Raw genomic sequence first — 25,599 nt, 5'->3', positions numbered from 1 at the left:
GGCCTACGAACAGTTCTCGCGTGGCCACGGGATTTCCCGTCTTCATGTGTGTTGAATTCGTTCTGGCCGGGTGGCCACCCGAGGAGCGGCTACCGGCCCGTACTACGCGGCCAGGTGCCAGACGTCCTGTCAGTCGTGCAGCGATTGGGGGTGGGAGGGCGTTGACCTGGTGATTCGTAGAGAAATGTGCGTTGACCTGGGAAAAGTCCTCTCGGTAGTTCTCACGGGTCAACGCCGCTTCCCAGGCTCATGTGCCCTGGATGTGCCCTCGCAGCCTCTCACCAGAGGGCGCCTTGCTCGGCTGACGGACGGGTAGTGGGCGGCGTCGTTGCCAGGCTCACTTGCGTCTTGGCGTTGATGGCACGAGGTTCCGTTGTCACGGCGCCCGCCTCACGCAGCTGTCGGACGGCCTCGATCACTTGGGCGGGCCGGTAGACGGTTTCCAAGAGGGCGTATCGCTTGAGCTCGGGGATGGTTCGCCCGTCGGGCGTTTCGGAGATGAAGTCGTGCAGGATCCGTCGCAGCGGGGCCGTATCCGGTTCGAATACGAGATCAAGCATCTGCTGTTGAGTGTCCCTGGGGTCGCGGTACCGGACGCCATAGGAAGGGTCCACCTTCCACATGGCATCCTTCATCTTCTCCAGCCCCAGCTCGTGCTGGGTGCCGAATATCAGGTAGAGCATCCTGCCGCCCTCGTCGACCATCTCGAAGTACAGGGTGTGCGTGAAGCCGGCCTGGCGCAGCGTGTTCCGGTACTGCTCCCGCAGGAACGTGAACTTGCCTGAGGGCGGTTGCTGGAAGACGCCTTGCCATTCCTGGCTTCCGAAGGCTTCGTCGCCGAGCTGACGGTGACCGTCGTGCTTCTCGGCGAACCGGGTGAGGAAGCTGGGCTCGAAGGTCACCATGACTTCGGTGCTGGGGTGGCGCCCCAGCTCTTGAAGGAGCGAGAAGGGGATGTCGGGCCCGCCGAAGCTGTCCAGCAGGACGAAGAGAGGTTTCCCCAATGCGCCGATGCCACGCAGCTTCTGCAGGAGGGCCGGGTGGAAATCTCCGTGACGGATGTCCACCGCTATTCGTTTGGTGATGTCGTCCGTATGCCGGGAACGGACGAGCTCCATCTGGCGCTGTAACTCCTTGACGCGCCGGGTGTCCTCCTCCATGAGGATCACGCGCATGCGTTTCGGGAACCTGTGCAGAGCCTCGGCGAAGACTTCGTAAGCGATGACCGGGGAGCCGGGCTCGCCCTGTTTGTAGACGCCGGCACCCGCGAAGCCTTCGGCGTAACTGATCACGTCGAGCCGTGACAGCAGAATCGGCGCCCAGGCTTCCAAGTACCGCTTCAGTAAGTCATGTTTGGCCGCCGTGTGCGGATCGCGTTCCCACACGGCATCCTTCGGTACGGCCACGATCGGTCCCCCTACTCCCGTTGGCCCCGCTGGGGAGAGGGTCACACACCGTTGCCATATGCCACCAGAGTGCGTACGGCGTCTGCTGGACTTTGGCCGTTAGTGGGCTGCGACGGGCAGTCGGGGTGGCATCTCGTCCCAGGTTGCTCCGTCGAGTTCACGGCCCCCTGACTTCGGGCTGCGGCCACCCCATTGCTTGAAGAAGAAGGGCACTTCGGCGTGGTTGCAGGCGTCGCGGATGTCCACCAGCCACTGCTCCTGTACGGGGCGATGGTGGGGCCCGGACTCGCCTCCGGCGATAACCCAACCGATGCCGTCCAGTTGCAGACCGGTAAGCGGACCGAGAAGCGGCTCACAGGACAGGAAGCGCACGGCAGCGGGAACCTGTCGAAGGTCGTCTACACGATCCAGGTGCTCTGCATCTTCGACGGACACGCCCATCCACAGGTTGGAGGGCCAGTCGAGGTCGCCGGCCACACGTCGCAGCCTGCGGGTTCTCTTGGTCAGTAGCTGGTACGTGTGCTGGGGAGTCTCGGCAATCACCTGGAAGACCTGCCGGACGAAGTCCAGGGGGACCTTGGCGTGGAAGAGGTCGCTCATGGAATTGACGAAGACCATCCGTGGGGCCTTCCACTGACGGGGAATGGCCAGTGCGTCAGGGTGAGGCGTGAGGCCGAAGCCAGGGCCTGATGTCCTGGGATCCCCGTCAGTCTGGTACTTGGCAACGCCCATGGCCTTGAGACGCCTGGATAACGTCAAGGCGTAGCAGTTGTCACACCCGGGGGAGATCCGGTCGCATCCTGTGGTGGGATTCCACGTCGCCTCGGTCCACTCGATGGTGCTGCGATCGCCCATGGGTCCCCTCCCGTAGCGGGTGGACACTGGTCATCAGCGCTTTCCCACCCGGCGCTTCGACTGCGCTGCCTAACGAGCGACGTGCCGAACTGGCACGCGATCACCCCCATCCTTCACGTCGAACAGGTGTTCTGTGAAGGGGGTGTTGGGATCGAAAGTCGATCCCTGATGACGCCGTCAATAGAAGCCGTCGGTGGGCCAGTCAGGCCGGTGCGGTAGGGAGCGCGGATCGCCGTGTGGGGTGGGGCGGTGCGCGGAGGAACTCGTCAGGATGCAGCACTCTTGGGTGGCGGATGCTCGACGGTCCACCGACGTTCGATGTTCTGGTTCGGAGGGAACACCGGGTACTGAAACGCGTACTCTGGCGACGAATGGTTCTCTCCGGCCCATGGCCTCGGGTGGCGGGGACTGTTCGGCTTCCAGTGACGCCAGGGGTCGTGCTGCGGATGGTGGACGACGAACTGATCTGCTACGTCATAGGCGATTTCGACCAGGGCCATTCCGATTGCACCAGTCACGTGCAGGAGGTGGTCTGCGCGCTTGTACGGGTCGGCCAGTTGGCCAGCCGGGCTCGGCAGGAACAGGAGTCGGTGCGGGTCCAAGGGGAGCATGAGGTCGCTCTGAGCCACAGCAAGGACCTGATCGTCAGCGTCGGGGCGGTTCCAAATGACTACTGGTACATCACTGGTGAGCAGACACATGTCGCTGAAGCCCAGCCCCCATGGGCGGTTGTGGAGTACGAAGGCCAAGACAGCGATGTTCTCTACTATGTAGCGCAGGTGTGGGTTGTTCGCGGCGATCCGGGCCATGTCGTCGGGCAGGTCATGGACGCCCTCGGACGGCTGCTGAGAATGAGACAGCCGCTTGCGCTGGCGCGTTGTGCGCAGGATCTGTGCGGCCATCCACCAGGCGAGCGCACTGCGTTGTTCGGAGGGAAGCGGCCACTGTGGTGTCAGAGCCCAGTTCTTGTCGTCGAGGATCGTCTTGAGGGTTGTCTCAGCATGGCCCTCCAGAGAGGTGAAGAGCTCCTCGCAGTCGTGATGGGGAACGCCGTCAATGGTCGTGCCCCAGTAGAAGCCACGCTCGGCACCGATCGCGCTCGGTGCCGCGGGGAAGGCTCTATCCGGGTTGTCGAGGCGTCGCACGCGCAATTCGTACTGCCGGCGTGCTCGATGTTCGGCGAAGTGCCTCAAGTACATCTGGGGGACGGTGTGATCACGCGTTCCGCCAGCTTTGGCCGCCTTCTTTCCTGCGGACGCTCTCCCCATGTGTCAGCCCTCTCGTGAGTGGATGCCCTTCGGTCAGTAAACAGCGTGCCGTGGAGTAGCTGTTAATGGTGCTTGCTGCTGCCGCGCAGTGGGCGGTGTTGGGCTGCCTAGAAAGACGTGCCGGAGTGAGGTCTCCGGTGCCGCGCCCAAACGGTCTGCCGCCTCTATCGGTGAACCGAAAGAAGGATCGAGGCTGAGATCTGCCTCAGCCCACGGCTGCTCAGTAAATATCCTGCTTCAGCGGGCTTCCCAGGAACGTCATAGCAGAGCAAGGTCGGCCTCGGTGAGAACCCTCCCCCCAGGGGCGATTCCGGACTGTTCGATCGCCAATTTTGCCGCAGCCACGTCACCCGTGAATAGGACAACGGCGAGTGATTCAACCGCACGTGACACGCACACGTAGAGAAGTCGCCGAGTGCGTTCCAAGACAGAGTCCTTTCCGGCGGCCAAGTTATGCCTGTCAGCGTCAGAGAGGTCCTTGATCCCAAACAATTTCTCGTAGGAATAGAGGCTGTAATTCCCCTCTTCGTCATCCAGTACCACGATGACCTTGGGAAACTCTGCGCCCTTGGTTCCGTGTTGCGTGGAGTATGGCGACTGCTGTCCGATATATTGGAAATAGGCGGGCAGCTCGCCTATGTCGCAAGCAGCGAAGGCATCCAGAACCTCCACTGTCTCCGACGGCAAGACGATGTCCGCGTGCTCACCCTCCGGCTCCAGGTATGCGGAGAGCCGTGGATCCGCAGCAACGAGACCTGCTTTGACAGCCAGTCTCACGACAGTGCCCACAGAGCCTGGCCCGCCGGCTTCTACGGCCTTTCGGAGTTGCTCTACGGCCTCGCGCGCAAACTTCATCCGCGTCTTGATATCTGGGCCCGGATTCTCCATATCGAGTACACCACCGTTCTCGCGGAGAACGGCCATAACGGACGGTGAGTCAGCGGTGTCAGCTACACAGATGGGAAGAATCACTTTTTCAAATGGTCGAAGCGGCCAGGCGTTTCCCTCGTCAAACGCCTCCTTCAAGCTCTTCGAGCCACTGTCATGGAATGCGGCGTAGAGCTGCTTGAATCCCATACGCCTGGCCACCATCCGGTGCACGATCACGAGTATCTTCGCGCCCTCGTCGTCATCAGTCGAGTTCGCAGCCCAGCTACCAGCGTTGCTGTGCTGCTCCAACCAGATCCTTACGTGCTCCAGGTGCTCACTTCGCCGGTCATCCGCAGGCAGAACGAAGAAGAAGAACTCACCCTCTACTCGCTTATCTGCCGAACGACCAGGCACCTGGACCAAACCGTCGGCTCCGGAGCGCACTTGGTTGATTACTTCGAGCACCTTGTTCGAACTGCGAAAGTTTTCCGGCTTCTCAATCTGATCCCAGCCTGGCTCCCGGGAAATCAATCCCACACCGCGCTGGTAGATTTGCTGCATTGGGTCACCGAAAAATCCCAGGCAGACGGCTCCTTGCGCCTGGGTGCAGACATGCTTGAGAGCCTCAACGACCTTTGGGAATGTGTCCTGGCTCTCGTCAACGAAGATGTATGGGAACTTGTTGGCGACCACCCGGGCGAGAAGCTTGCTGCTGATGATCAACTCGGGAACCATGGTGACGATATCCTCGTGACCCAATACCCCCTTCACGTAGTCGCTTCCGGTCCCGTACGAGTAGTGTTCGACCTTGCCGAGGAGTTCAATCTGGGTGTGGAACTTCTTAAGGTCGGCAGTATCTTTCTCGCTAGTCGTCTTCCGGGTCCGCGACGAGTAAGCCGCCTGTTTCTCTGTGAGTTTCCGGATTTTATTCTCTAGATGGCGTCTGACCCACTTCGCGATATCCCTCTGAAAAGGTTTGATCAGGGACCACAGGAAGCTGTGGATGGTAGACACTTCAACGAGTGCGTTGTTACCCACGTCCGCGTGGATCTCTTTGGCGGCTACTTCGGTATAGGTGATGCAGGCTACGTTCTGTGTTCGGGCTCTGAGGCGGGAACCGTGCCTATTCACCACATGGTCAAGTGCTTTGACCAATGACGTCGTCTTGCCAGAGCCAGCACCAGCTACCATGACAAAGGATTTGAGGTGATCTCCGTCTATGAGACCGCGCAGCTCGATATCGGCGGGCGTGTCGGGAGCAGAGGCGCGTGAACTCATTCGTCCACTCCAGGCTCTGGCGGTGATGCGGGAACGGCAGACGCGGACGACGAGGGCAGCAACCGGTCACGAAGCCAGCCCAAACCGTCGAGGATATATTGGGGAGCTTTCCATGTATCGTCCTGCTCGGCAATGAGGCCCAATGCAAACCTGGTCTTGTCAAGGTTTCGGACTCGCGTGAAAATTGCCTCATGTAGGGCTTGGAGTTTAAGTCGGCCCGATGACGGAATGGAAAGTCCGATGATCTTTCTCGACTGCTCTTGAGTCCAGGTCAGGTTTTCGAGGGCAAAGGCTTCCTCGAGTGTCCGGCCGGCGAGCTCAGCCACGTCGGTCCCCCATGTAGCGGGGCGGCGGGTCTGGTAGGCGATCCGGATGCTGCCGTCGCGATTGTTGTCAACCTTGACTACCTTTTCGCTGTCCGGAAGGCCGAGTAATTCGTCGATCGAAGCGAGTTTCGGGAACCAGTGCTTGAGTGCCTCGTTGGAGGTGATTGCGGCTGACTCGGTTGTCATGCACGCCTTGCCTCTCTCGAGATCTTCCTTTTCTGTCTTATTGCCCTGGGCCGCCGTGACGCTATCCAGGTCGGTGATTACGAGTGTTGTGATTTCTAGGAATTCGAGCAACTCTTGGAACTTGTGGGCGAACGCACCGCCGACTTCTAGGACTGTCAGGTGACATTTTTGCAAGTCAGGCACATTGCGTTCGATTATGAGCGGCAGCAAAAGGCGCTCGACGTTCCCCTCAACCAGGACTGCGGCGTCAGCAAAGAAGAGGTCGCAGTGAGTGAGCTTCAGGTACTGCTGGAGGAAATCGCGTGTTGTCTCTTCTTCTTGACGGTAGAACACCGAGAGGTTTTTAACTTCACTACAATGCAGTGAGCCAGTACCCTTGTCTCGGCAAAAGTACCGGATCGGTTTAAAGCTCCGTTCGTACAAAATGTGCGATGAGTGGGTGGTAACGACTAGCTGTGTATGGAATCCCGGCTTCGCGCCGGGTAGCAATTCGAATACCTTGCGGATGAAAACCTGCTGGAGTTGGGCATGCAGATGTGCCTCTGGTTCCTCGATCATGATGAGGTGTACAGGCGGACGCTGACCCTCGACGTCTTCCCATGCGTGGTGGAAGTCCAAGATCTCAACGGCCATGTAGATGAGGTTTTTGAAGCCAAGGCCGTTGTATTGGTCAGGCAGGATCAGCGACGATTCTGAGAACGGGGCGTCGTTGATAGAAGGAAGTGCGTAGTGGACGCGGGCGCTCGTGCTCAGGACGTTCTGCACGTTGAAAGAGGCCCTGACCGTAAGACTGGGATTGGTAGCTCCCGGGTAGCCCAAGGTCTCAATGCTCTTAAGGATTGATTCGAAGGCTTGAGCGAAGTGTTCGTTGAGGGCAGATTCGGAGTCGGCGATTGCGCTCAAAGCATCCAGGTCCGCCTCGAACTTTTGCAGATTGCGCTGGTAGTATTTGCTCAGCCGTCGAGATAGGTCCTCTGCGCGGCCATGCGACTCTGAATCTGTGAGATGCCGCTGGGCATTGAGGAAGTCAACTTTGATGAGCGCGCTGACTATCGCGCCGGCGCCGGTCGAATTCGATCCTAGATGGAACGGCTCGTACTCGGGTTTGGGGATCAGTTCGGTGTCACATTGCCGGGCGTCGAGCACGTAATAGTTAGTCTCGTACTCGTTTGTCAGTCGTTTTTTAAGGTAGTCAGTGAGATTCTGAGGCCACGGCTTATAAGTGGCATCAGGGTTTTCCGCGGACGGTTTCCTGTCCTTGCATGCACTCTGGTAATTCGCCACTAATGAGGATGGGTTCCTCGGCTCGTAGACCATGCGTACACCTACGGGTTCACCATTCCAGTCAAGCCCTGGTAGTAGGTCGAGCACGCGGTGCACATTATCGTTGTCGACCTCAAACCAGAGATCGAAGTAGATCTTGGGTAGGTCTGTCTCCGCGCTACTGGTTGTGGGATCGAATCTGTTGAACGTGTCCCAACAGTCAGCGGTGAAGTCGTAGATCTGAAATCGGACCTTGGGGTCCAGGAAACGCTGGAAGACATGCGTCGCAGAAGTCTTGCCGCTGTTGTTCGCTCCGACGAAAATCGTTGTCTCTTTATCGAGGTCTACTCGGACATTCTTGAGACGGCGAAAATTCTGAACTCGAAACGACTTAATATGCACCGGGCCCCTGTACTTCCTCGTTTGTTTGGACTGCCTATTGCGGCGCGCACCCTTTGCTGATCGCGGTGGCCACCTCAAGCGGATTCGAAAATACTTTCGGGTGCCTGGAAGCCTGTGTTGGCAATGTGTGTCCGCGCTTAATGGCTGGTCCCAGTGGGGCCCTGCATGTAACCCATAATGTGGATCATCGACTGCCGTCCATCATATTCGATCTACTGTTCGAAATGCTCACTGCATGGCGATATTGTGCCTTCCTGGCCGTCGAGGTGGCTCGTCCGGGCCAGCTTCTTGGTCTCCTTGTCGTCGGGGCCGATCAGGCTATCTGATTGGTGGTCAGTGTGGCTGCCGATTCGTGAGTTCAACATTCCCTCGCGCCTGCCATGGTTGCGTGGTGGTCTCCAATTGGTGGTGCGAGGCCGTCGACGATCTTTGCGGCTGACCGGATGGGCAAGTTGACTCGAGCCCGGAATGGCAGGGAGTTACAGAGTCGCTGAGCAGGCGCCAGTTTCGAGCCGCGATGAGGTCTTCACGTGCTCCAGCTTGATCGTTGGTCGGCTGCCCGTTCTCGGCATGCGCCGCGGGGTCGTGCGAAGGAGCGCGTATACAGGGCTAACTCCATTGAAGATCAAGGGAGTTGGATGAGCGGCGAGTGTCAGTGGGCGCCTGTACCGTCGTGTCAATGCCCGGTTGGGCTGTTCCCCGCTTCTGTCTCGCACCTGAGTCGTCGGCTCAGTGCTCCTATTGCCGTTGCAGCCGGTGGAGGGGTTGGTCTGGTACTCGTGCTCGTTTTGTTGGCGCTCCTGAGCGGCGGTGGAACGGGCACGCAGGGCACACCCAGCCGGCAGCCGACGGCGTCTGTGGGCTCCCACGTCGGTACCACGCCGTAACAGATTCCCCTGCAATCGTGTGTGGTCCTGCATGCGGCAGGTGCAGGGCCGCGACGTGCGGCTGATCGACTCAGCCGGACGGGCTGGCTATCCCCTACTGAACCTGCCGCGGTTAGGTGGCGTCTCGGCCGTCCGGAGATGTCATGTGCCGCTCGTGGCTGTACCTGGCTTGCGATGGTTCTCGGGCAGTCGCAGCGTTTTCAGGGCCATGTGCGCGGTGCGCAGCCGCATTGCACCCGCGCTTCTCGATGGAGGGGAAACACTCTTGAGCACTGTTGGGTCAAGCGACCTCCGCGACCAAGTCGCGCAATGCGGGGACAAGCTCGAGATGGTCCCCGCGCGAGGCCGACTGCAGCAGCTCGGTGATGACGATGATCTGCGCGACGCGTCCGTGCTCTGTCTTGAGCACGGGAAACGTGTCGCGCACGCGGCGGGCGAATGCGGGGACAAGCAGGGAGTACACCAGCAACATGGCGGCGTCGTAACCGGCTGGTGCCCTGCCGAATCCTTCCCAATCGAGGAGGTAGGGGGTGAGGCTGGTGAGGTTGGCGGTGTGCAGGTCGCCGTGGGCCGTCGTCCAGTCCGTGATCCGAGGGCCGGGCATGTGGAGGAAGCGCGGGACGGTGCGATCCACCCACTCCTGCCGTACGGCCACACGGTCGGTCAGGGTGCTGTTGACGTACTCCAGGTCTGTCCGCAGTGACTCCCACCAACGGGTCGAACGATCCGGATCCGTGCGCAGGACTGGGCTGGCGGAGGAGACGGGCTCGGCGATGTACTGGTGCAGTTCGGCCCGGTACGAATAGCCATCGGTGCTCGACTGCGTGGTGTCGTACAGCAGCGGTTTGCGGACGCGCCCGTCGAAGAGCGCGGCGGCCTCGCGGTTGCCTTCCCAGATCTTTCCGGCGGCTTTGTCTTCGGGGGCCGAGAGCAGCCGGAGCCAGCAGGCTCTCTGGTCTGAGTATTGGGCGCGGGCGCTGAGGGTTCGGCCGTACCAGCCCCAGACTTCGGGGCCTGCCACCGTGGCGCCCAGGGCCTGCGCTGACTGCGCGAAGGCCAGGCGCATGCGCTGCTGGTCCACGGGGTTAGTCGGGAGCGAGTACATCCAGCACCTTTCGCAGCGTGGGGGCCGGGATGGCGGGTGTCCGCAGGGCTTCTTGTGCCTCGGCCCAGTGTGCCGGGGTGGAGGCGGAGAGCAGAATTCGTGTCACCCCCGGGCAGGAGGCTGCCGCGAGAAGGCATGCCTGGGCGGTGGTGAGTTCGGGGTCCAGCAGTGCGGCGAGTTCGCGCGTCGCCAGGTTCGGCAGTTCGCCACCGAAGAGGGGCGCCGAGGCGTACACCCGCCATCCGAGTTCGGCGGCCTGAGCAATGGGGCCTTCGCCGTCCAGGGCTTGGACGAAGGCGGTGGCGGTGACGAGGGATACGGGGAGTTGGACGGCTCGCAGGTGGTGCTGCTCCGTGCCGGCCGCCTCGGTGGCCAGCTGGTGCAGGGCGGGGACGCTCAGAGCACCGGTGTCGAAACCATCCCAGGTGGCGACGCCGTACGCGGTCAGGGCGCCGACTGCCGCTTCTGCTTCGAGAGCGGCGACGGCTTGGCGCAGCGCATCGTACGGGTCGCCTTCGGAGCGTTCGGGGTTGTGTGCGAAGACGAGGTCGAGGCGGTCGCGGCCGAGTTCGGCTCGGTTGCGGGCGCACTGCCAGCGGACGTACGGGAGGCTCAGGCAGTGCCCGCGCTCCGCGTCGCCGGTCGCGATGGCTCCGTCGTCAATGGCGTCCTCAGCGGTCTTCGTGGTGAGGAATCCGATCTTTGTGGACACCGGGATCGGGTGCCGAGCGAGTGCCGACTCCAGTAGCGACTGTGCCTGCCCGTTGAGGTAGTTGGGCGCGGTGTCGATCCACGCTGTCGCTGGATCTGTGGCTACCCGGGCCACGGCGTCGCTCAGTGCGGAGGGCCGTATGCGGTAGGTGCCCAGGCCCAGGGCTGCCTTCGTCATCGCGCGTCCTTCCTCTCCACCGTGATCGCTTGGCCGATCATGAGTTCGGAGACGACGGCCGCCGCATCCGCGACGGAGATTCCGGCTGTCTCGGCCAGCTCGCCGAGGGAGACGGCGGCCGGCGCGGCCGACATCAACTGTTGGAGCAGCGGCATGGCCTCCTGCGCCATCTCCCACTCGTGGTCGCAGGCCCGGAAAACCACCCCGTCCTCGCCGGGCTCCAGATACGCCCGGGCGGTCGCGAGCCTGATACGGACGTTCGGGACTGCGGGGACGCTGGTGAGGTGGGGGAGACTCGGCCGCAGGCGGGTGAGGTCGGTTCCGTCGCGCATCGCCGCATACCGGCCGATGAGCTCTGGGTCCTCCAGGGCGGTGGTGACCTCGTTGCGCAGCCGCTCCAGATAAATCGCCTGCGCGGCGCCGGTCGCGTGTACGGGCAGGTCTTCGCGCAGGACGTCATGTCGGCGCAGGTCGTCCGCGAGCCATGACAGGAGCTGGGCGCCGGTGGTGGTCTGGACGCCGAAGGTGATGTGGAGGGAGTGTTCGCCCTCGGAGGCCGCCACCGAGTGCCACCAGCCGCGCGGTAGATACAGCACGTCTCCAGGCCGAAGCACGAGTTCCGCAACCGGCTTCTCGGGCGGCGGTTCGGGCTCGTCGGTGTCCTTGTACATGGGGGCGGTACGGGTGGGGCCGTACAGCTTCCAGCGTTTGGCGCCGTCGATCTGGGTGACGACGATGTCGTGGTCGTCCCAGTGCACGCCGAAGCCCTCGCGCGCGGTCCACGAGGCGTACAGGTTGGCCTGCACCCCGGTGCGCAGCCATCGTTCCAGCTCCATGGCGGCGCGGGCGACGGGCGGGTGTAGTTCGTCGACGGCGTCGATGACCAGGGAGGCGCCCTCGGCGAGCCGGGCGTGCAGCTCCGCGGGGTGCAGGCGCTGCCAGATGGTGTGCCGGCGGGTGGTAACCGGCGCGGTGTAGCGATAGGCCGGCAGCATCTCGCCGTCCGCGGACAGGCGGAAACGAGGTGGCTCCAGGCGGTGGGTGGCCAGGATGGTGTTGACGTCGTCCCAGGTGATCAGCTTGTCCGGGTCCTGGATGGCTGCGGGGACGTGGCGGTAGCGGCGGTGGAGCGCCTGGGCCAGGAACTCGTCCTGGCCCAGGCGCGCCGCCAGATTCAGCGGCGACAACGCGTTTCCTCCCGGATCAGTCGTTGCCGTCGGTGCGGCCGGTGCTGCCGCCGTCGGACGGAGTGACGCCGCGCTCGCGGGCGGCCTGGATGCGGCGGCGTGCCTTGACCAGTCCGGCCGGGGTCGGCCCGGTCGTCGGGGCGGTGGCGGTGTTGTTCTGCATTGGTCCTCCTGTGGTTGGGATGAAGTGGCCTTGCGGGCCCGCCCCGGACGGCGCTCGACCTGTCCAAGGGCGCGGGCGGTTGATCAGCCCGGGGCGGGGGTTTGCGGCCCGCCCCTGCCGGGGCTTCTCGGGGTAGGGAGCCTTCCGATCAGCTACGTCCGGCAGGGACGGGGACTCAGGGGCCGGCCTGGGCGGTCGAGACCGCGACGCCGATCACGAAACCGCACGACGTGGAGATCAGAACGATCAGCAGCGGGCCTGTGTAGCGGGCCAGCCGGTTCATTGCACGGTCCATCACTGCTTCCACCACGCCTGCCGCGTCCGGGTGATGGCCTCCGACACGACTGCGTGGGTGTTCACCGGCTCGCCTCTTCCAGAGAGGCGCCGATGTACGGGTGCTGGAGGGCGGCGTGGAGGGTGTCGGCGTCGGTGAGGGTGTCGTCGTTGGGGAGTTCGCACCAGCCGCCGAACCAGTCGTCGATCAACTCCAGGCTGGGCGCGACGAGCCATGAGTTGATGGAGAGGTGCCGTACCGGCAGGTCGCTCCAGCTGTCGGAGGGGCCGGTCTGGATGGCGTAGTAGAGGCGTTCGTTGAGCCCGTCGTACAGCACCGGGCCGATTGCCGCTCCAGTGGCGCGCAGGTGCGCCAGGGCCAGGAAGCCCATCTCTGCGGGGGTTCGTACGAGGTCCCAGCCGTCGCCGACGCGGAGCAGGCGCAGTGTGGGCACGTCGTTGACCATGGGGGCGCTGCGCAGCGCGTCGCGAACGGACATCAGGTATCTCCCAGGCGCTGGAGGTCGGCACTCGCTCCGAGGGAGGGCGCGGAGGCCATCGTCGGCCTGGTGGTGGAGCGGACCACGAGCAGACGGGCGCTCGACACCGTTATCTGCCGCTTCCGTTCGCCGGCAACGCACTTCGGGCCGAGGTGGCTGAGGGCGGGAACCACGGCGCCATAGGTATCGAGTAGTTCGAGCGCGTCGAGGAGACCGACGAAGGCGGGGGAACGGACGGCCACTGCCGTGTCGCGGTCGGTGAATACGCCGCACAAGGTCAGCTCATGCTGTCGGCAGTACTCGGTGAGGCAGCCGACGAGCGCCGCGTGGCGGGCCAGGCCGCCGGTCACGTGGCGCAGGTAGCCGAAGACCTGGGGGAAGGCTACGGAGCGGCGTTCGGTGATGAGTTCGTCGTCCATGCCCACAGCTTCGATCGCTGGGAACGGCCTTGAAATGACCTGCTGTTGTACTTCCGTTGCACTTCCCGCCCCATGTCGTCACCGAGAGTGCTTCCATACGTGACGGAGGGAGGTCATCCGTGGTCAGCGTGCAGCAATGGACGGGTCGGGAGGCGAGCGCCCTGCGCGCCGCGCTGCGCATGAGCACGCGTGCTTTCGCCGAGCACCTCGGTGTCGCACTGCGCACGGTGGCCAAGTGGGAGAGCCTCGGGGCCGAAACGCAGCCCCGGCCGGACACGCAGGCCATCCTCGACACCGCCCTCGCCCGTGCGGACTCTGCCGCCCATTCACGGTTCGAGGCGCTGTTGTTCCCCGAGCGGAGGAGCGCGCGGCCGGCGGACTACGAGACCTGGACCGAGGACATCGAGCGCGCTGTCGTCTGCGTCAGCCGCCAGAACTTCCCTTTTGCCGCCACGCTGTTGAACCGCTGGCTGGGCAGCCATGACCCGCATCGCCTGGACGACAAGGGCCTCTACCTCTACGGCCGTTCCCTCGTCCTTCTCGGCGACCTTCAGCGTGACCAGGGATCGATCCTCGGCCCGCTCTCTGCCCGGCACTCGTACCTGAGCGCCCGCGGCATGTTCTCCGAGCTCGACATCCCGCGCCGCGTGGCCCAGATCGAGCTCTCACTCGCCGTGGTCCAGGAGATGTCCGGCCAGCTGGAGGTCTCGGCCCGCCAGTACGAACTCCTCGCTGTAGACGAGCGCTTGAGCCCTCGTGACCGCGCCAGGGCTCGACTCTGGGTGGGAACGGCCCTGAGCAAGGAGGGCGACAACGAGTACGCCACGAACGCGATGACGGCCGCCACGCGTGCCTTCGAGGATCTGGGCGAGCCGGAGGACTGGTCGGTCGCCCACCAGAAGCTGGCCCTGGCCCACCGCGGTGCCGGCGACCTGAAGCAGGCCCTGCACTACATCGACATCGCGCGAACCACCGGCACGGTCGACTCCCCGATGCAGCAGGTGAGGCTGGACACCGCGTACGGGCACATCCTTCTGTCGGATGCGGCAACCCGGAATGATGGGCTGTCCGTCCTCGATCAGGCGGCACAGGTGGCTCGGCAGTATGGGCTGAGCCACCAGCTGCGCAGTATTGAGGGCATCCGAAAGGGCCAGCAAGGATGAGCCAGGGAGTGCCAGTGCCGGAGCACCAGCAGCGCCAGATCACCGACGAGCAGTTCCACGACGCGACGCTGATCTGGAAGTACCACCAGATGGGTCACGAGCTGCGGCCCTGCTCGGCGGCGATCGGTCTGGGCAGCCACGACCTCGGCGTCGCCACGGCGGCCGCCGACCTCTACCGCGCTGGCCTCTTCCCGGTCGTGGTGTTCAGCGGGGGCAACAGCCCCACCACCCGCGCTCGCTTCCCGCGCGGGGAGGCTGTGCACTACCGCGAGCACGCACTGAGCATGGGCGTGCCGGACGAGGCCATCCTGGTCGAGCCGAAGGCCGCGAACACCGGCCAGAACATCACCTTCTCCCGCGAGCTGCTGGACGAGGCCGGCATCGCGGTCGAGTCGCTGCTGCTGATCTCCAAGCCGTACATGGAGCGCCGCTCGTACGCGACGTGCCGCAAGTTGTGGCCGGAGGCCGAGGTCGTTTGTGCGTCCGAGCCGCTGGAGTTGGACGACTACATCAAGTCGATCGGCGACGAGAAGCTCGTCGTCGACATGCTCGTCGGTGATCTGCAACGGGTGATCGAGTACCCGAAGCTCGGGTTCGCCGTCGAGCAGGACGTACCGGGGGATGTGCATGACGCTTACGAGCGCCTCCTGGGCGCGGGCTTCGACAGCCGCCTCATCAGTACCTGAGTCACCCAGCGTCGGGTCGCCGGGCGGGGTGTGTGCGATCCACCAGCCGAACCTGTTCCCTCGGCTGTCCACGCTGGCCAAGCTGTACGCCGCCGGTCGGTGGATCGTTCTCGGCGACGTCCAGTTCGCCCGGCGTGACTACCAGCACCGGGCCCGCCTTGCGGCACTGGACGAGCCCGCACATCAGCAGTGGCTCACGCTTCCTACGCATCTGCCCGACGGGCGCCCGACGCTGATCAGCCAGGCGCAGCTCGCCGACCCCGGCCGCTCCCGTCGCACCGTGAGTCTTTTGATTCGGCAGTACTACGGCCGCAGCCGCCACTGGCCCGCGGTGCGTGAAGTCCTGGAGGCGGTTCTCGATGAGTTCGAGGCGACCGACCGTGTCTCCGACGTTGCCAGGGCATCGACGGTCGCCCTGTTGACCGCGTTGGGCTGGAGCGGCGAGGTACTGGACAGCAGCGCGATTCCGACCCGAGGAGGCCGCTCGGAGCGACTTGCCGACCTAGCCGCGGCCACCGGCAGCACCCACTATCTCTGCGGCACGGGCGGCTGGCGCTACCTCGACCTGGCTCCGTTCGATGTCCATGGCATCCCTGTGCTGGCTTTCCACACCCCTGTGGATACGGAAGGCCCACTCTGGCGGCGGTCCCGAGAGATCAGCAGCCTCTGGGCGCTGAGCCAGATTGGCCCGGAAGCCCTGGCTGCCATGCTGGCGGCCCATCGACACAAGCTGCCTCTGGGGGGCTTCACGTGACCGAGCCGCAAGCACCGGACAAGAAGCCGTTCCTGTACGTCGTAGTGTGCGCGGCCGGAGTCGCCAGCGACGTCGGCAAGCTGATCACGGCTGCTCAGGAGGCGAACTGGGACGTGGGCATAGTGGCCACTCCGCAGGGCCTGGGCTTCGTCTATACGGAGGCGGTCGAGGCCCAGACCGGCTACCCGATCCGCTCGGCCTGGCGCTCCCCCGGGGATCCTCGTCCGCTGCCGCCCGCCGACGCCATCGCGGTGGCGCCGGCCACCTTCAACACGGTCAACAAGTGGGCGGCAGGGATCTCCGACACCCTGGCCCTGGGCATCCTGTGCGAGGCGTACGGCATGGGCATCCCCACGGCCGTCCTGCCGTACGTGAACTCGGCCCAGGCCGCCCATCCCGCATACCGGCAGAGCCTGGAGCGACTGCGCGAGATGGGCGTCCTGATCGGCTCGTACGAGCCGCATCGACCGAAGGCCGGCGGCGGGGCCGACCGCTACCGCTGGGAGGAGGCGCTGGAACTGCTCACTCCCAAGGTGTCCGCGTGGCCGTGATCAGCGCCGCCGTCCTGGTGGCGGCTGCGGCGCCGGAGCGGCTGCCCCCGGTTGGACAGGAGCTGCCTGGCGTGGTGTGACGCTGCGAGCCCTGGCTGCCTCTGCTTGCGGACCCGGGGCGTGGCGTTCGCCGAGGCGGCGGATGCGCCAGGTGAGTGCGCGGGCGGGGCAGTGGGCGTCGTCCAGGGTGCGCTGGCTAAGCGCCTGGTCGAGGACGGTGGCCGCGTTGTGTCCTGCTGCTTCTGCCTCGGCGAGCACAGTGGCGAGTGCGTCCCAGGCCGAGTCGGCCAGGATGCGCTCGGCGTGCTCCGGCACCGCCTCATGGAGGTGGTGGGCGAAGCGGCGCTTGGTCTGCGGGCTGGGCGCCCGGCTGGCGAGGCCGACCAGGACCGGCTCGGCGACCTGCGCGTACGCGGCCTGCAAGTGGAGGAGTGCCTGTTCTGCTGCCGCCTCTTGCTGTGCGTGCTGGCGGGTGCGGTGCCAGTGCATCGCGTAGGCGACCGCGGTGAGGGCGACGTCCAGCAGCATTGCTAGCCCGGCTCCGTCCCCGTGCTGTGTGGGGTCCTTCCAGATCGCCTGGACGCTGCGGCGCAGGACGCGGGTGCTGTCGAGGTCGGCGGCGATGCGGGAGCGGGTGGCGCGCTCGAAGACGGCCGCGGCATGTTCGAGTTCGGCCTTCAGTGCCGCCGGTGCGGTGACCGGCAGGAGGTCCAGTGCGGCCCCGAGCGCGACCAGCTGCCCTTGGGCGGTGGGGTCGTCGCCGTGGGTGAGGTGGTGGGGGATGCGTTCGGTGGCGGCGGTGGCCTGGTGCCACGGGTTGCCCGGCCGGACGGTGACCGGTTCGGGGCTGGTGGTGGCGAGGCGTCGACGGATCTGGGGGAGGGAGAGGTCGGGCGCGAGGGTGGAGCCGGAGTAGAACACCGGCTCCCCCTTGTCGTTGGTGTCGCCGGGCAGGGCGAAGTTGCAGCCGAGGGCGTCGCCGGACGGGCCGCGCTTGAGGCGTACGCTCACGCCGGTGGCCTCCAGCAGGGTGAAGAACTCGGCCTCGTCCGCTGCGGCGGCGACGGCATGGCGGACCCGCTGGCGCAGGATCTCGCGGGAGGTGGCGTCCTGGCCCAGGCGTTTGGCCTTGAAGTGTTCCTTGCTGGTGGGGCGTTTGGCGGCGGTACCGTCGCCCGGCTTCAACCGCCGCAGCCCGTAGCCGACTTCGATCTGGCGGGCTTCGCGCTGGACGGCGCGCTGGTCGTAATCGCGCTGGGGGCGTCGGCCGTCCTGGCGGACGAGGGTGGCGGCGATGTGGATGTGGTCGTCGGCGTGGCGGACTGCCACCCAGCGGCAGGCTTCGGTGTCGCCGTCGGGGGCGATGCCGGCGGCGGCCACGATCCGGCGGGCGATGTCCGCCCACTGGGCGTCGGTGAGGATCGGGTCTTCGGGTGCGGCGCGGACGGGGCAGTGCCACACGGTGTACTTGGGTGCCTTGTCGCCGAGCATCTTCACGGGTTGGTCGAGCTGCGCGGCGAGCTGGGCCTCCACGTCTTTGGGGTCGCGGTGGGGGCTGCGGCCGGGGTCGGGGGCGAAGTCGTTCCAGGAGGCCACCAGGTGCGGGTCGATGTGCTCGTTGGCCCGGCCCTTGCCGAAGAGGTAGCCGATTGTGCGGCGCGTGGCTTCTGGCCCCTTGCCGAGGATGATCTTCGGGATCAATGGCTCACCGACCCTCGGTGATCTGGGCGACGGCGGTGTCCACCTCGGCGATGGATGCCTCGACGCGGTCCAGGAGCCGTTGGACGGTGTCGGGGTGGGGCCAGGCGCCGTCCTTGTTGAGGTGCCAGGTGAGCTGGTTGAGGTTGTTGCCGATGCCGCCGAGCTGCCGGTTGCCGGCCATCAGCGCCTGCACCATGGCGCGGTAGTCGGCGACGGTGGCCGTGGGATCGTCGGCGCGGGCGGCGGCGAGCGCGCACTCGGCGACGTAGCCGCCGGGCTGCATGCGGCTCAGGGCGGCGGCCTTCTGGACGAGGGCGAACTCGTCGTCGTTGTAACGGGGGTGGACGCGGCGCTCGCGCAGCTGCTTGTCACGCAGACGGCGACGCGGCGCAGACTGCTGCGGCACGTTCGACGACGGCTCGCTGCCCCCAGTCCCGGTCGGCTCCCCTGGGCCGACCGACTCCGGTGCCCCTGCGCCGGATGCCTCCGCACCCTCCAGAGCGGAGGCCGGGTAAGGACTCCTTACCCGACAACTTGCTGCGCGTGTGACGGGGGTGCGGGGCATCTGCTTCTGAGGCATGGGGTGTTCGGGGTGCAGGTCGCGCATCGGAGTACTCCGTTGGTGAGGGGGCGGGAGGTGTGTCACGTGCGTCGCATCCGTCCCATGCCTGGTCAGGACAGGTACGGACACTCGGGCAGGTACGGAGAAGTCCGTCCCGGCGAGGACATCCGTCCCCGCGCTGACCTGCGCGGGGACGGATGCGACGCATTGATACGGACCCTGGGGGAGGCGAGTCAGCGGGCGGGCTTGGGGCCGGTGGGGCCGCCGGGCGGGCCGACTGGCAGCTGGCCCGCCGGGGCGGCGGGCGGCTTGCCCTGAGCCCGGTGCGCAGGTGTGGCGTCGTGCGCGGCGGCGGGCGCCGTCTCGGTGAGGTCGGGGCAGTGCCGGGCCCAGCTGTCGAGGAACCGGTTCCGGGCGTACCCCTTGGCCTGCCGGCCGTTGTCGAAGCGGTAGTTGGCCGGGCTGATGCCGAAGTCCCTCAGCATGTTGCCCAGGTGGTGGGCGTTGAGTCCCTTGGTGCCGTGTTCCGCCCAGGGGGCGTCGGGGTCCTGGAGCAGGGCGGTGACCAGATCCAGGGAGGACATGGCTTCGGGGTTGCCGTGTGCCTGGAAGATGCGGTGGATGTCGCGCAGCAGCCGCGTCTTCAGGTTGGTCTGCTCGTCCTGGACGGCCTCGAACCGGGTCATCGCCACGCAGGCCGCACGGGCATGGGCGGGCCAGTGGCCGCCGGCCAGGTCGGCGATGATGACCAGCGGTTCCCAGGTGTCCGCCGCCCGGTCCTCCACCGGCATGGTCGGCGCCATGCGGGCGGCCGTGCCGCGCAGCGGTCCCAGCCAGGCGGCCAGCTTGTCCCGCAGCGCGTTCAGTTCCGGTGTGGCGTAGCGCGAGCGGAACGGGGTCACCTTCTCGCCTGGCTTGCGCTTTTGCATGCGGAGCACGACCGCCCGGTCGGTGATCGTGTCGGGCAGGTCGCCGATCGAGGCCAGCGCGGCCATGGCGAAGGTCGGATACGGGGTCGGCTTGTGCTCCGGGCCGGAGATGCGCCAGGCGGGCCGGTTGCGTTGGTGCCCGGCGTTCAGCAGGCCGCGCAGTTCCTCGTTCTCGCCAGCCTTGCTGAAGATGGTGTCGGCCTCGTCCACCAGGATCGTGCGCGGGTTCTTGCCGATGACACGGAAGAGCACCGCCGTGGACATGTTCACCGTCATGATCGGCTGGTGCACGGTCTCGTGGAGCACGTCCAGCACCCGGGACTTGCCGCAGCCCTTCGTCGGGCCGACGACCGCCAGGCGCGGCGCATGCTGCAGAACGCTCTGGATGTGCGTGGCCGCCACCCACAGGGTGACCGCGGTCAGCGCCTCGTCACTGGGCAGCACGACGTACTTGCCGATTGCCGCCCGCAACTCATCCAGCAGTTCCGCACCCTCACCGGAACCCCGTTCCCCGGGGCCTGCCGGTCCCCGAGGAGGCCGGGGACCGACCTCGTGATCCGGTCCCCGCGCGTCGAGGGGACCGGTCCCCTCCTGCTGGGCGGTGTCCGCTACGGGGGTGTCGGCCCCCACCGGCTGGCGGGGACCGTGATCACGGTCCCCTGGTGAAACGGCTGTCTCTTGGGGACCGGTCCCCGATTTCCCGCCGCTGACCTGCGGGTTTGCACCGGATGTCGATACGGGGACCGGGACATGCGGGGACCGAGCAGCGGGCACGTCGCGGGGACGGTCCCCAACAACGGCATCAGCAGACGGCTGGGGACGGTCCCCGTGTGCTTCCGCATCCGCCTGGTGTTCGACGGTCCCCGACGCGGGGGACTGTGTGTCCTGCTGATCCTGGCGGCGCCAGGGGATGCCCTTGCCGGGGACCGCGGGAGTGGGCCAGCCGGTGGGGGAGGTGTTCGTGGTGCTGGGGGACGTAGAGTCCTCCATAGGCGTTCCTCTCCGGTGAGGGGCAGGACGGGCAAGGTCCCGCCCCTCACCAGCTCGTTCGTTCAGGTATGGGCGATCGGCAGGGGAGTCTTCGGCCCTCGGCGTTGGCGCGCCGGGGGCCTCGTCGTCCGCGTCAGATGCGGGGTCAGGCCGTGAGGACGTACGACGTCTGGGCGTCCAGCCACGCGTCCACCTCCGGCCAGCGGTAGCGCAGGTGACGGCCGACCTTGTGGACGCTGGGGCCGATGCCCCGGTACTTCCACTGGTAGAGGGTCTTCACCGGTACCCCGAGATAGGCGGCGACCTCCGCAGGGGTGGCAAGCGGGCCACGCTGGGCAGCCGCAGCAGTGGCAGGGGCGTTGGTGCTACGGGGAGGGGTCTTCGGCATAGGGCTCCTTTTCGGTCTTGAACAATGGGCTGGACAACACAGCCACACCACCCGGAGAAAAGTCCAGAGTTGGTTCTGAAACTCCTCACTACTTCTTTCGGTGTGGCCGGGGAGAGGGAAACAGTAAGGGTGGATCCCCGGTTGCCGAAATCGCTCCCGCCGGGCCCGAAATCTTCTTGCGGCGAAGCAACCGGTCGAGGTGCCGGAATCCGGTACCTCCGCAGCTCAGAGGTGACACCTGGCGGTCAGGGGCGACGTGACTGACCCGCCGGGCATCGCAGCTGATGTGTGTTCAAATCGCCCATCTCGAAAATGGCGAGGGAAGGTAACACGGCACCTCGGCCGAAACGCCTCGCGATGTACCGGAATTCGACGAGACGAACGCCACTTCGCCTCCGAACGGCTATTGGAGAGTTTAAGAGCTAACTCTTGCCATGACGCCCGGACGCAAGTTACAGCTATCTGTCATGCCCAACCGACCTGTCGAAATAGGCCCTGCCGGCCTCCACACCGCCCGCGCCATCGAGCACCTACGTCTCGTGCGCGGCCTGACCCAGCACCAGCTCGCCGCCCGCTGCACCGCGCTGGGCCGTCCGATGGCCAACACCGCCCTCAGCCGCACCGAACGCGCCCGCCGCCGATGCGACGTAGACGACCTCGTCGCCCTCGCCACCGCGCTCGGCGTTTCTCCCACGACCCTGCTCCTGCCGCTCCCGTCGGTGTCCGGTGATGATCGGAGGGGGTGCTAGTTGGCGCGGGTCTGGATTGAGGACCGCATAGGGCACGCGGCGTACGTGCGGGCCGTGGCGGACGCCAAGCGGGCGGGGCGTACGCCACCGGGGCGCTACCGCGTGCGCTGGTACGACCCCGATGGCAAGCCGAAGATGAAGACCTTCGCCCGCAAGGTGGACGCCGAGGCGGAGCGGACGAAGATGGAGTCGCGTCTCAACGACGGCTCCTACCGCGATCCTGCAGCCGCGCGGGTGAAGTTCGCCGAGGTGGCGGAGTCCTGGCTGGCGGCGCAGCTCCACCTCAAGCGCTCAACCCGGGCTCGGTACCGCGGTGTTCTCGACGTCCACGTGATCCCCAAGTGGGGCACAACCCCACTGGACCGCATCCACTTCGAGGACATCGCCGAGTGGCTCGCGGATCTGCTGTCCGGCGAGGCGACCGGCGGTAGGAAGCTCAGCCCCCGGTCGGTCCGCAAGGCGTACGTCGTCCTCAGCCGAGTTCTCGGCTATGCGGTCAAGGCCCGTCGTCTGGCGGCCAACCCGGCTGTCGGCGTGCCCCTACCGAAGGTGATGCCCGCTGACCACGTGTATCTCGACGACATGCAGGTCGACGCGCTGGCCAACGCGTCAGGCGGCTACCGGGTGTTCATCCTGCTGCTGGCCTACACCGGCCTGCGCTGGGGCGAGGCGTCCGCGCTGAAGGTGGGCCGCGTCGACCTGGACGCCTGCCGGGCCCACATCGTGGAGGCGTACGCCGAGGACAACGGCAAGCTCTACCTCGACACCCCCAAGAACCACGAGCGCCGGTCCGTACCGATCCCGCGGTTCCTGGCCGAGGAGCTGAAGCCCCACGTCCAGGGGCGGGGAGATGCCGACTTGCTCTTCACTGCCCCGCAGGGCGGACCGCTGCGGGCCCGCAACTTCCGCCAGCGGTTCTTCGCGCCGGCGGTCGCGAAGGCCGGGCTGGGGCACCTCAAGGTCACCCCGCACAAGCTGCGCCATACGGCGGCCTCGCTCGCCATCGCCAGTGGCGCGGACGTCAACGTCGTACAGACGATGCTTGGCCACAAGTCCGCGACGCTGACCCTGGACACGTACGGGCACCTCTTCCCGGACCGCCTGGACGAGGTCTCGAAGAAGATGCACAAGCGCCGCGCCAAGCAACTCGCCAAGGCGAAGGCCAAGCTGGAGAAGGCGGAGCGGAAGGCCCGTGAGGCCGCCGAGGCAGTGGCCACCCTGGAGGACGATGCCGCGTGATGTGTGCCTGATCCGTGCCGGGAGCTGTAACAGGGCGCCGCCCCACCGCGCTGATGCGGTGGGGCGGCGCCTTGCGTTTCCGCCGGATCAGGTCAGCCGCGCGGCCGGTGGCTTTCCTGCCGGGTCCGGTCGATCGCGGCAGCGGCTGCATCTCCGGCCAGCCGCTCGATCTCCTCGGGAGCCTTCCGCTCGTCGAGGACGAAGAGCCGGTCACCGACGAGACGGGTGGTCGTCTTCCAGCCGAGACGCCGTCCAGCCTCCCTGGCGGCACGCCGGACGTCCTTGAGCTCGCCCATCTCCGCAAGATCGTCAGCGCCAAGGATCAGCTGCCCGTAGTACCCCTCGTACTCCGGCTTCAGCGCGGTCTGCATCAGCGACTCAAGCCGGTCGACCAGCCTCTCGTACCGTCGCCGAGCCAGCTCGTCCTTCGCAGGCATCTCGCACAGCTCCCCACCTCCGCCCGCAGCCGCATGTGTGCCATATGTGTGCTGCGAGTACGAAGGCCCTCCCGCCCATTGGACGGAAGGGCCTCTGACCTGGTGTTTTGCTGTGCCCCCGGCAGGATTCGAACCTGCGACACCCGCTTTAGGAGAGCGGTGCTCTATCCCCTGAGCTACGAAGGCGAGGTCGTGGCCGTGAAGGTCACTGGCGTCAGCGTACCGGATCTGGTGGGGCGGAGTGTGGGGTCAGGCCAACGGTACTCGGGTGAAGCGGCCTGCCACGTGGAGGTCCTGTTCGATGCGGGTCGCTGTGGCCCGGAGCTGGGGCAGGATGTCCTGTTCGCACTCCTCGGGCGTGTGGCGGGCCACGTGCATGGCCACGTTCAGGGCGGCGACCGCTCGGCCCGTGCGGTCGCGGACCGGGACTGCGATCGAGCGGAGGCCCTCCTCGAGTTCCTCGTCCACCAGGGCGTGGCCCTGGGACTTGACCTCGGTGAGGAGGCGGGTGAGGGCCTCCGGGTCGGTCAGGGTGTGGGGTGTGAGGGGGAGGAGAGGGGTGGGGAGGGGGCGGTCCGCCGGGGGGAGGTCCGACAGCAGTACGCGGCCCATTGATGTCGCGTAGGCCGGTAGTCGTGTGCCCACCGTGATGTTGACGCTCATGATGCGGCTCGTGGCGACTCGGGCCGTGTACTGGATCTCGTCGCCCGACAGCACGGCCAGGGACGTCGACTCGTGGACCCTCTGGGCCAGTTCGGCCATGTGCGGGGCCGCGATCTCGGGGAGGGACGTGCGGGAGAGGGGCGGGAAGCCGAGGGACAGGACGCGGGGGGTCAGGGCGAAGGTGCGGTCCTGCGCGTGGACCAGACCGAGGTGTTCGTATGTGATCAGGGCTCGGCGTGCCGTCGCCCGGGCCAGGCCCGTCGCCTTTGCGACCTCTGTCAGGGTCAGGGCGGCGCGGCCCTCACTGAAGGCCGTCAGGACCGTCAGGCCGCGTGCCAGGGACTCGACGAACTCCCTGCCCAGTTCCTGCTTCGAGGCGCCGGTCCAGGTCGCGAGGCCGGAGGGCGCGGCGGACGGCTGAGGCGGCGGCACCTCGCGCAGGTCGTCCTCCATCGCCCGTACCGCCGTCCGCAGCCGGGGAAGCAGGGTGTCGCGCAGGTCCGCCGCGGTGTGCCGGCTGGTGTGGCTGACCACGTTCGCCGCGCAGACGATACGGCCGGTGCGGGGGTCTCGTACGGGGACGGACACCGCGACCAGACCCGGTTCGATCAGCTGGTCGTCCAAGGCCCAGCCGTTCGCGGCCGATTCGGCCACGCGCTGCTCGAAGTCCTCGTCGGGGGAGGCATGTTGGGTTGGTGGTACGGCCGGGAAGAGCGTTCCCTCCGGGTCCGCCGCCGTGCGCTGCCGCCATTCCCGCCAGTCGTTCTGAGTCCATTCCGTTGCGAACAGGGAACCCGGCGCGGTGCGTTCGGCCGGCAGCAGGTCGCCGATGCGGAAGCTGAGGGACATCGCGCGGCGGCGGGTGGCCTGGTGGATGAAGCGGATGCCGTCGCGGTCGGCGACCGCCAGCGACACGGACTCGTCGAGTTCGTCGGCGAGGGCGTCGGCGCGTGCGTCCAGCAGGGCGGGCAGCCGCAGGGCGGAGAGGTAGGCGTTGCCCAGTTCCATCAGGCGGGGGGTCAGGATCACGTCCCGGCCGTCGAGGCGGACGTATCCCATACGGGCGAGGGTGGCGGTGATCCGGTCGACCGTGGAGCGGGCGAGGCCGGTGGTCCGCTCCAGGGCACTCGGGCTCAGCGTCCCGCCGGCCTCGGTCAGCTGTCGCAGCACGGCGACCCCACGGATGAGCGGCGCGACCGCCTCGGCCGGTACGCCGGAAGAGCCGGCCGGTACGGCGGCAGAAGTGGTCCGTACGGCGGGAGAAGTGGTCCGTACGGCAGGAGAAGCGGCGTCGGCGTCCATCGTGGGCTTCGCGGGCATCGGGTCTCCGGTACGGCGGTCGGGGCACGCCTACCGTAATGCGGAGAACCGTCACCTTCACGCCGGGCTTCTCACCGGGGCACTCCGGGCTTCTCACCGGGTCACTCCGGGCGCCTCACCGGATCACTGCCGGCGCCTCACCGGATCACTGCAGGCGTCTCACCAGTCCACCGCGGGCTGTTCGTCCACC

Annotated in this window: 23 protein-coding genes and 1 tRNA gene; 6 read left to right on the top strand and 18 right to left on the bottom strand. The window is 66.2% G+C overall.

Features of this window, described 5'->3' with window-relative positions; genetic code table 11:
• Positions 1-278: 278 nt before the first annotated feature.
• The 11 genes from IH68_RS0128910 to IH68_RS0128855 form a co-directional block, all read right to left on the bottom strand.
• Positions 279-1,406, bottom strand: coding sequence for a three-Cys-motif partner protein TcmP (locus IH68_RS0128910; RefSeq protein WP_030940732.1), 1,128 nt, complete (start codon positions 1,404-1,406; stop codon positions 279-281).
• Positions 1,407-1,505: 99 nt separating this feature from the next.
• Complete coding sequence (locus IH68_RS0128905; protein WP_030940731.1) at positions 1,506-2,261, bottom strand: DUF5131 family protein; 756 nt, start codon at positions 2,259-2,261, stop codon at positions 1,506-1,508.
• A 266-nt stretch (positions 2,262-2,527) separates the two neighbouring features.
• Positions 2,528-3,529, bottom strand: a complete 1,002-nt coding sequence (locus IH68_RS0128900; RefSeq protein WP_078912643.1) for a DUF4238 domain-containing protein — start codon at positions 3,527-3,529, stop codon at positions 2,528-2,530.
• 258 nt (positions 3,530-3,787) lie between these two features.
• Entirely contained in the window at positions 3,788-5,677 is a 1,890-nt protein-coding gene (locus IH68_RS0128895; RefSeq protein ID WP_030940726.1) for a UvrD-helicase domain-containing protein, read from the bottom strand.
• Positions 5,674-7,854 carry an ATP-dependent nuclease gene (locus IH68_RS0128890; protein WP_063763552.1) on the bottom strand — a complete coding sequence of 727 codons (2,181 nt, stop codon included), beginning with the start codon at positions 7,852-7,854 and terminating at the stop codon, positions 5,674-5,676. The genes IH68_RS0128895 and IH68_RS0128890 overlap by 4 nt, the downstream gene beginning before the upstream one ends.
• A gap of 1,167 nt (positions 7,855-9,021) precedes the next feature.
• Positions 9,022-9,822 (bottom strand): phosphotransferase, encoded by an 801-nt coding sequence (locus tag IH68_RS0128885; RefSeq protein WP_051833781.1) that lies wholly within the window; start codon positions 9,820-9,822, stop codon positions 9,022-9,024.
• A gap of 4 nt (positions 9,823-9,826) precedes the next feature.
• Positions 9,827-10,735, bottom strand: a complete 909-nt coding sequence (locus tag IH68_RS0128880; RefSeq protein WP_030940718.1) for an aldo/keto reductase — start codon at positions 10,733-10,735, stop codon at positions 9,827-9,829.
• The gene (locus IH68_RS0128875; RefSeq protein WP_030940716.1) at positions 10,732-11,922 is read right to left on the bottom strand and encodes a cupin domain-containing protein; all 1,191 of its coding nucleotides are present in this window, start codon (positions 11,920-11,922) and stop codon (positions 10,732-10,734) included. The genes IH68_RS0128880 and IH68_RS0128875 overlap by 4 nt, the downstream gene beginning before the upstream one ends.
• Before the next feature lie 16 nt (positions 11,923-11,938).
• Positions 11,939-12,085, bottom strand: a complete 147-nt coding sequence (locus tag IH68_RS57305; protein WP_199931939.1) for a hypothetical protein — start codon at positions 12,083-12,085, stop codon at positions 11,939-11,941.
• 356 nt (positions 12,086-12,441) lie between these two features.
• A complete protein-coding gene (locus tag IH68_RS0128860; RefSeq protein ID WP_030940714.1) occupies positions 12,442-12,858 on the bottom strand; it encodes a hypothetical protein in 417 nt (138 codons plus the stop codon).
• Positions 12,858-13,277: a hypothetical protein gene (locus tag IH68_RS0128855; RefSeq protein ID WP_234341658.1), complete on the bottom strand. Its 420-nt coding sequence runs from the start codon at positions 13,275-13,277 to the stop codon at positions 12,858-12,860. The genes IH68_RS0128860 and IH68_RS0128855 overlap by 1 nt, the downstream gene beginning before the upstream one ends.
• Positions 13,278-13,396: 119 nt before the next feature.
• Here IH68_RS0128855 and IH68_RS0128850 point away from each other — a divergent pair, with 119 nt between their 5' ends.
• Genes IH68_RS0128850 through IH68_RS0128835 form a run of 4 tightly spaced genes read left to right on the top strand, consistent with a single transcriptional unit; the run spans position 13,397 to position 16,431 of the window.
• On the top strand, positions 13,397-14,440 hold the full coding sequence (locus IH68_RS0128850) for a helix-turn-helix domain-containing protein (RefSeq protein ID WP_030940711.1): 1,044 nt from the start codon (positions 13,397-13,399) through the stop codon (positions 14,438-14,440).
• On the top strand, positions 14,437-15,126 hold the full coding sequence (locus IH68_RS0128845; protein WP_030940709.1) for a YdcF family protein: 690 nt from the start codon (positions 14,437-14,439) through the stop codon (positions 15,124-15,126). Before IH68_RS0128850 ends, IH68_RS0128845 begins: the two co-directional genes overlap by 4 nt.
• A gap of 28 nt (positions 15,127-15,154) precedes the next feature.
• Positions 15,155-15,880: a WbqC family protein gene (locus IH68_RS0128840; RefSeq protein ID WP_030940707.1), complete on the top strand. Its 726-nt coding sequence runs from the start codon at positions 15,155-15,157 to the stop codon at positions 15,878-15,880.
• A complete protein-coding gene (locus tag IH68_RS0128835) occupies positions 15,877-16,431 on the top strand; it encodes a flavoprotein (RefSeq protein WP_030940704.1) in 555 nt (184 codons plus the stop codon). The genes IH68_RS0128840 and IH68_RS0128835 overlap by 4 nt, the downstream gene beginning before the upstream one ends.
• Here IH68_RS0128835 and IH68_RS0128830 read toward each other — a convergent pair whose 3' ends face one another.
• The 4 genes from IH68_RS0128830 to IH68_RS0128810 all read right to left on the bottom strand — a co-directional run bounded on the left by IH68_RS0128830 (position 16,432) and on the right by IH68_RS0128810 (position 21,001).
• A complete protein-coding gene (locus tag IH68_RS0128830) occupies positions 16,432-18,132 on the bottom strand; it encodes a relaxase/mobilization nuclease domain-containing protein (RefSeq protein ID WP_030940701.1) in 1,701 nt (566 codons plus the stop codon). It lies immediately after the preceding gene.
• A 4-nt stretch (positions 18,133-18,136) separates the two neighbouring features.
• The gene (locus tag IH68_RS0128825) at positions 18,137-18,538 is read right to left on the bottom strand and encodes a MobC family plasmid mobilization relaxosome protein (RefSeq protein WP_030940696.1); all 402 of its coding nucleotides are present in this window, start codon (positions 18,536-18,538) and stop codon (positions 18,137-18,139) included.
• A gap of 389 nt (positions 18,539-18,927) precedes the next feature.
• Positions 18,928-20,094: a DUF3631 domain-containing protein gene (locus IH68_RS0128820; protein WP_030940694.1), complete on the bottom strand. Its 1,167-nt coding sequence runs from the start codon at positions 20,092-20,094 to the stop codon at positions 18,928-18,930.
• A gap of 664 nt (positions 20,095-20,758) precedes the next feature.
• Positions 20,759-21,001: a helix-turn-helix transcriptional regulator gene (locus IH68_RS0128810; RefSeq protein WP_030940692.1), complete on the bottom strand. Its 243-nt coding sequence runs from the start codon at positions 20,999-21,001 to the stop codon at positions 20,759-20,761.
• Between the two features lie 467 nt (positions 21,002-21,468).
• Here IH68_RS0128810 and IH68_RS0128805 point away from each other — a divergent pair, with 467 nt between their 5' ends.
• Together IH68_RS0128805 and IH68_RS0128800 are read left to right on the top strand one after the other, a co-directional pair.
• Positions 21,469-21,750, top strand: coding sequence for a helix-turn-helix domain-containing protein (locus IH68_RS0128805; RefSeq protein WP_030940690.1), 282 nt, complete (start codon positions 21,469-21,471; stop codon positions 21,748-21,750).
• Complete coding sequence (locus tag IH68_RS0128800; protein ID WP_234341657.1) at positions 21,751-22,989, top strand: tyrosine-type recombinase/integrase; 1,239 nt, start codon at positions 21,751-21,753, stop codon at positions 22,987-22,989.
• A gap of 92 nt (positions 22,990-23,081) precedes the next feature.
• Here the strand turns inward: IH68_RS0128800 and IH68_RS0128795 are convergent, their stop codons facing one another.
• The 3 genes from IH68_RS0128795 to IH68_RS0128785 all read right to left on the bottom strand — a co-directional run bounded on the left by IH68_RS0128795 (position 23,082) and on the right by IH68_RS0128785 (position 25,409).
• On the bottom strand, positions 23,082-23,426 hold the full coding sequence (locus IH68_RS0128795) for a hypothetical protein (RefSeq protein WP_030940686.1): 345 nt from the start codon (positions 23,424-23,426) through the stop codon (positions 23,082-23,084).
• A gap of 113 nt (positions 23,427-23,539) precedes the next feature.
• Positions 23,540-23,612: transfer RNA gene (locus IH68_RS0128790), tRNA-Arg, on the bottom strand.
• A gap of 63 nt (positions 23,613-23,675) precedes the next feature.
• Positions 23,676-25,409, bottom strand: coding sequence for an IclR family transcriptional regulator domain-containing protein (locus tag IH68_RS0128785; RefSeq protein WP_030940684.1), 1,734 nt, complete (start codon positions 25,407-25,409; stop codon positions 23,676-23,678).
• Positions 25,410-25,599: the final 190 nt, after the last annotated feature.

Source organism: Streptomyces sp. NRRL S-646 (assembly GCF_000720765.1).
GTDB lineage: Bacteria > Actinomycetota > Actinomycetes > Streptomycetales > Streptomycetaceae > Streptomyces.
The sequence above is the reverse complement of the archived record's forward strand: the minus strand, read 5'-3'. Positions and strand labels throughout refer to the sequence as shown.

Bases quoted from the DNA above. Each gene is read 5' to 3' on its own strand.
- IH68_RS0128855 (WP_234341658.1), bottom strand. From the start codon at position 13,277: ATGGACGACGAACTCATCACCGAACGCCGCTCCGTAGCCTTCCCCCAG.
- IH68_RS0128805 (WP_030940690.1), top strand. From the start codon at position 21,469: ATGCCCAACCGACCTGTCGAAATAGGCCCTGCCGGCCTCCACACCGCC.
- IH68_RS0128860 (WP_030940714.1), bottom strand. From the start codon at position 12,858: ATGTCCGTTCGCGACGCGCTGCGCAGCGCCCCCATGGTCAACGACGTG.
- IH68_RS57305 (WP_199931939.1), bottom strand. From the start codon at position 12,085: ATGCAGAACAACACCGCCACCGCCCCGACGACCGGGCCGACCCCGGCC.
- IH68_RS0128880 (WP_030940718.1), bottom strand. From the start codon at position 10,735: ATGACGAAGGCAGCCCTGGGCCTGGGCACCTACCGCATACGGCCCTCC.
- IH68_RS0128905 (WP_030940731.1), bottom strand. From the start codon at position 2,261: ATGGGCGATCGCAGCACCATCGAGTGGACCGAGGCGACGTGGAATCCC.
- IH68_RS0128845 (WP_030940709.1), top strand. From the start codon at position 14,437: ATGAGCCAGGGAGTGCCAGTGCCGGAGCACCAGCAGCGCCAGATCACC.
- IH68_RS0128795 (WP_030940686.1), bottom strand. From the start codon at position 23,426: ATGCCTGCGAAGGACGAGCTGGCTCGGCGACGGTACGAGAGGCTGGTC.
- IH68_RS0128810 (WP_030940692.1), bottom strand. From the start codon at position 21,001: ATGCCGAAGACCCCTCCCCGTAGCACCAACGCCCCTGCCACTGCTGCG.
- IH68_RS0128895 (WP_030940726.1), bottom strand. From the start codon at position 5,677: ATGAGTTCACGCGCCTCTGCTCCCGACACGCCCGCCGATATCGAGCTG.
- IH68_RS0128785 (WP_030940684.1), bottom strand. From the start codon at position 25,409: ATGCCCGCGAAGCCCACGATGGACGCCGACGCCGCTTCTCCTGCCGTA.
- IH68_RS0128900 (WP_078912643.1), bottom strand. From the start codon at position 3,529: ATGGGGAGAGCGTCCGCAGGAAAGAAGGCGGCCAAAGCTGGCGGAACG.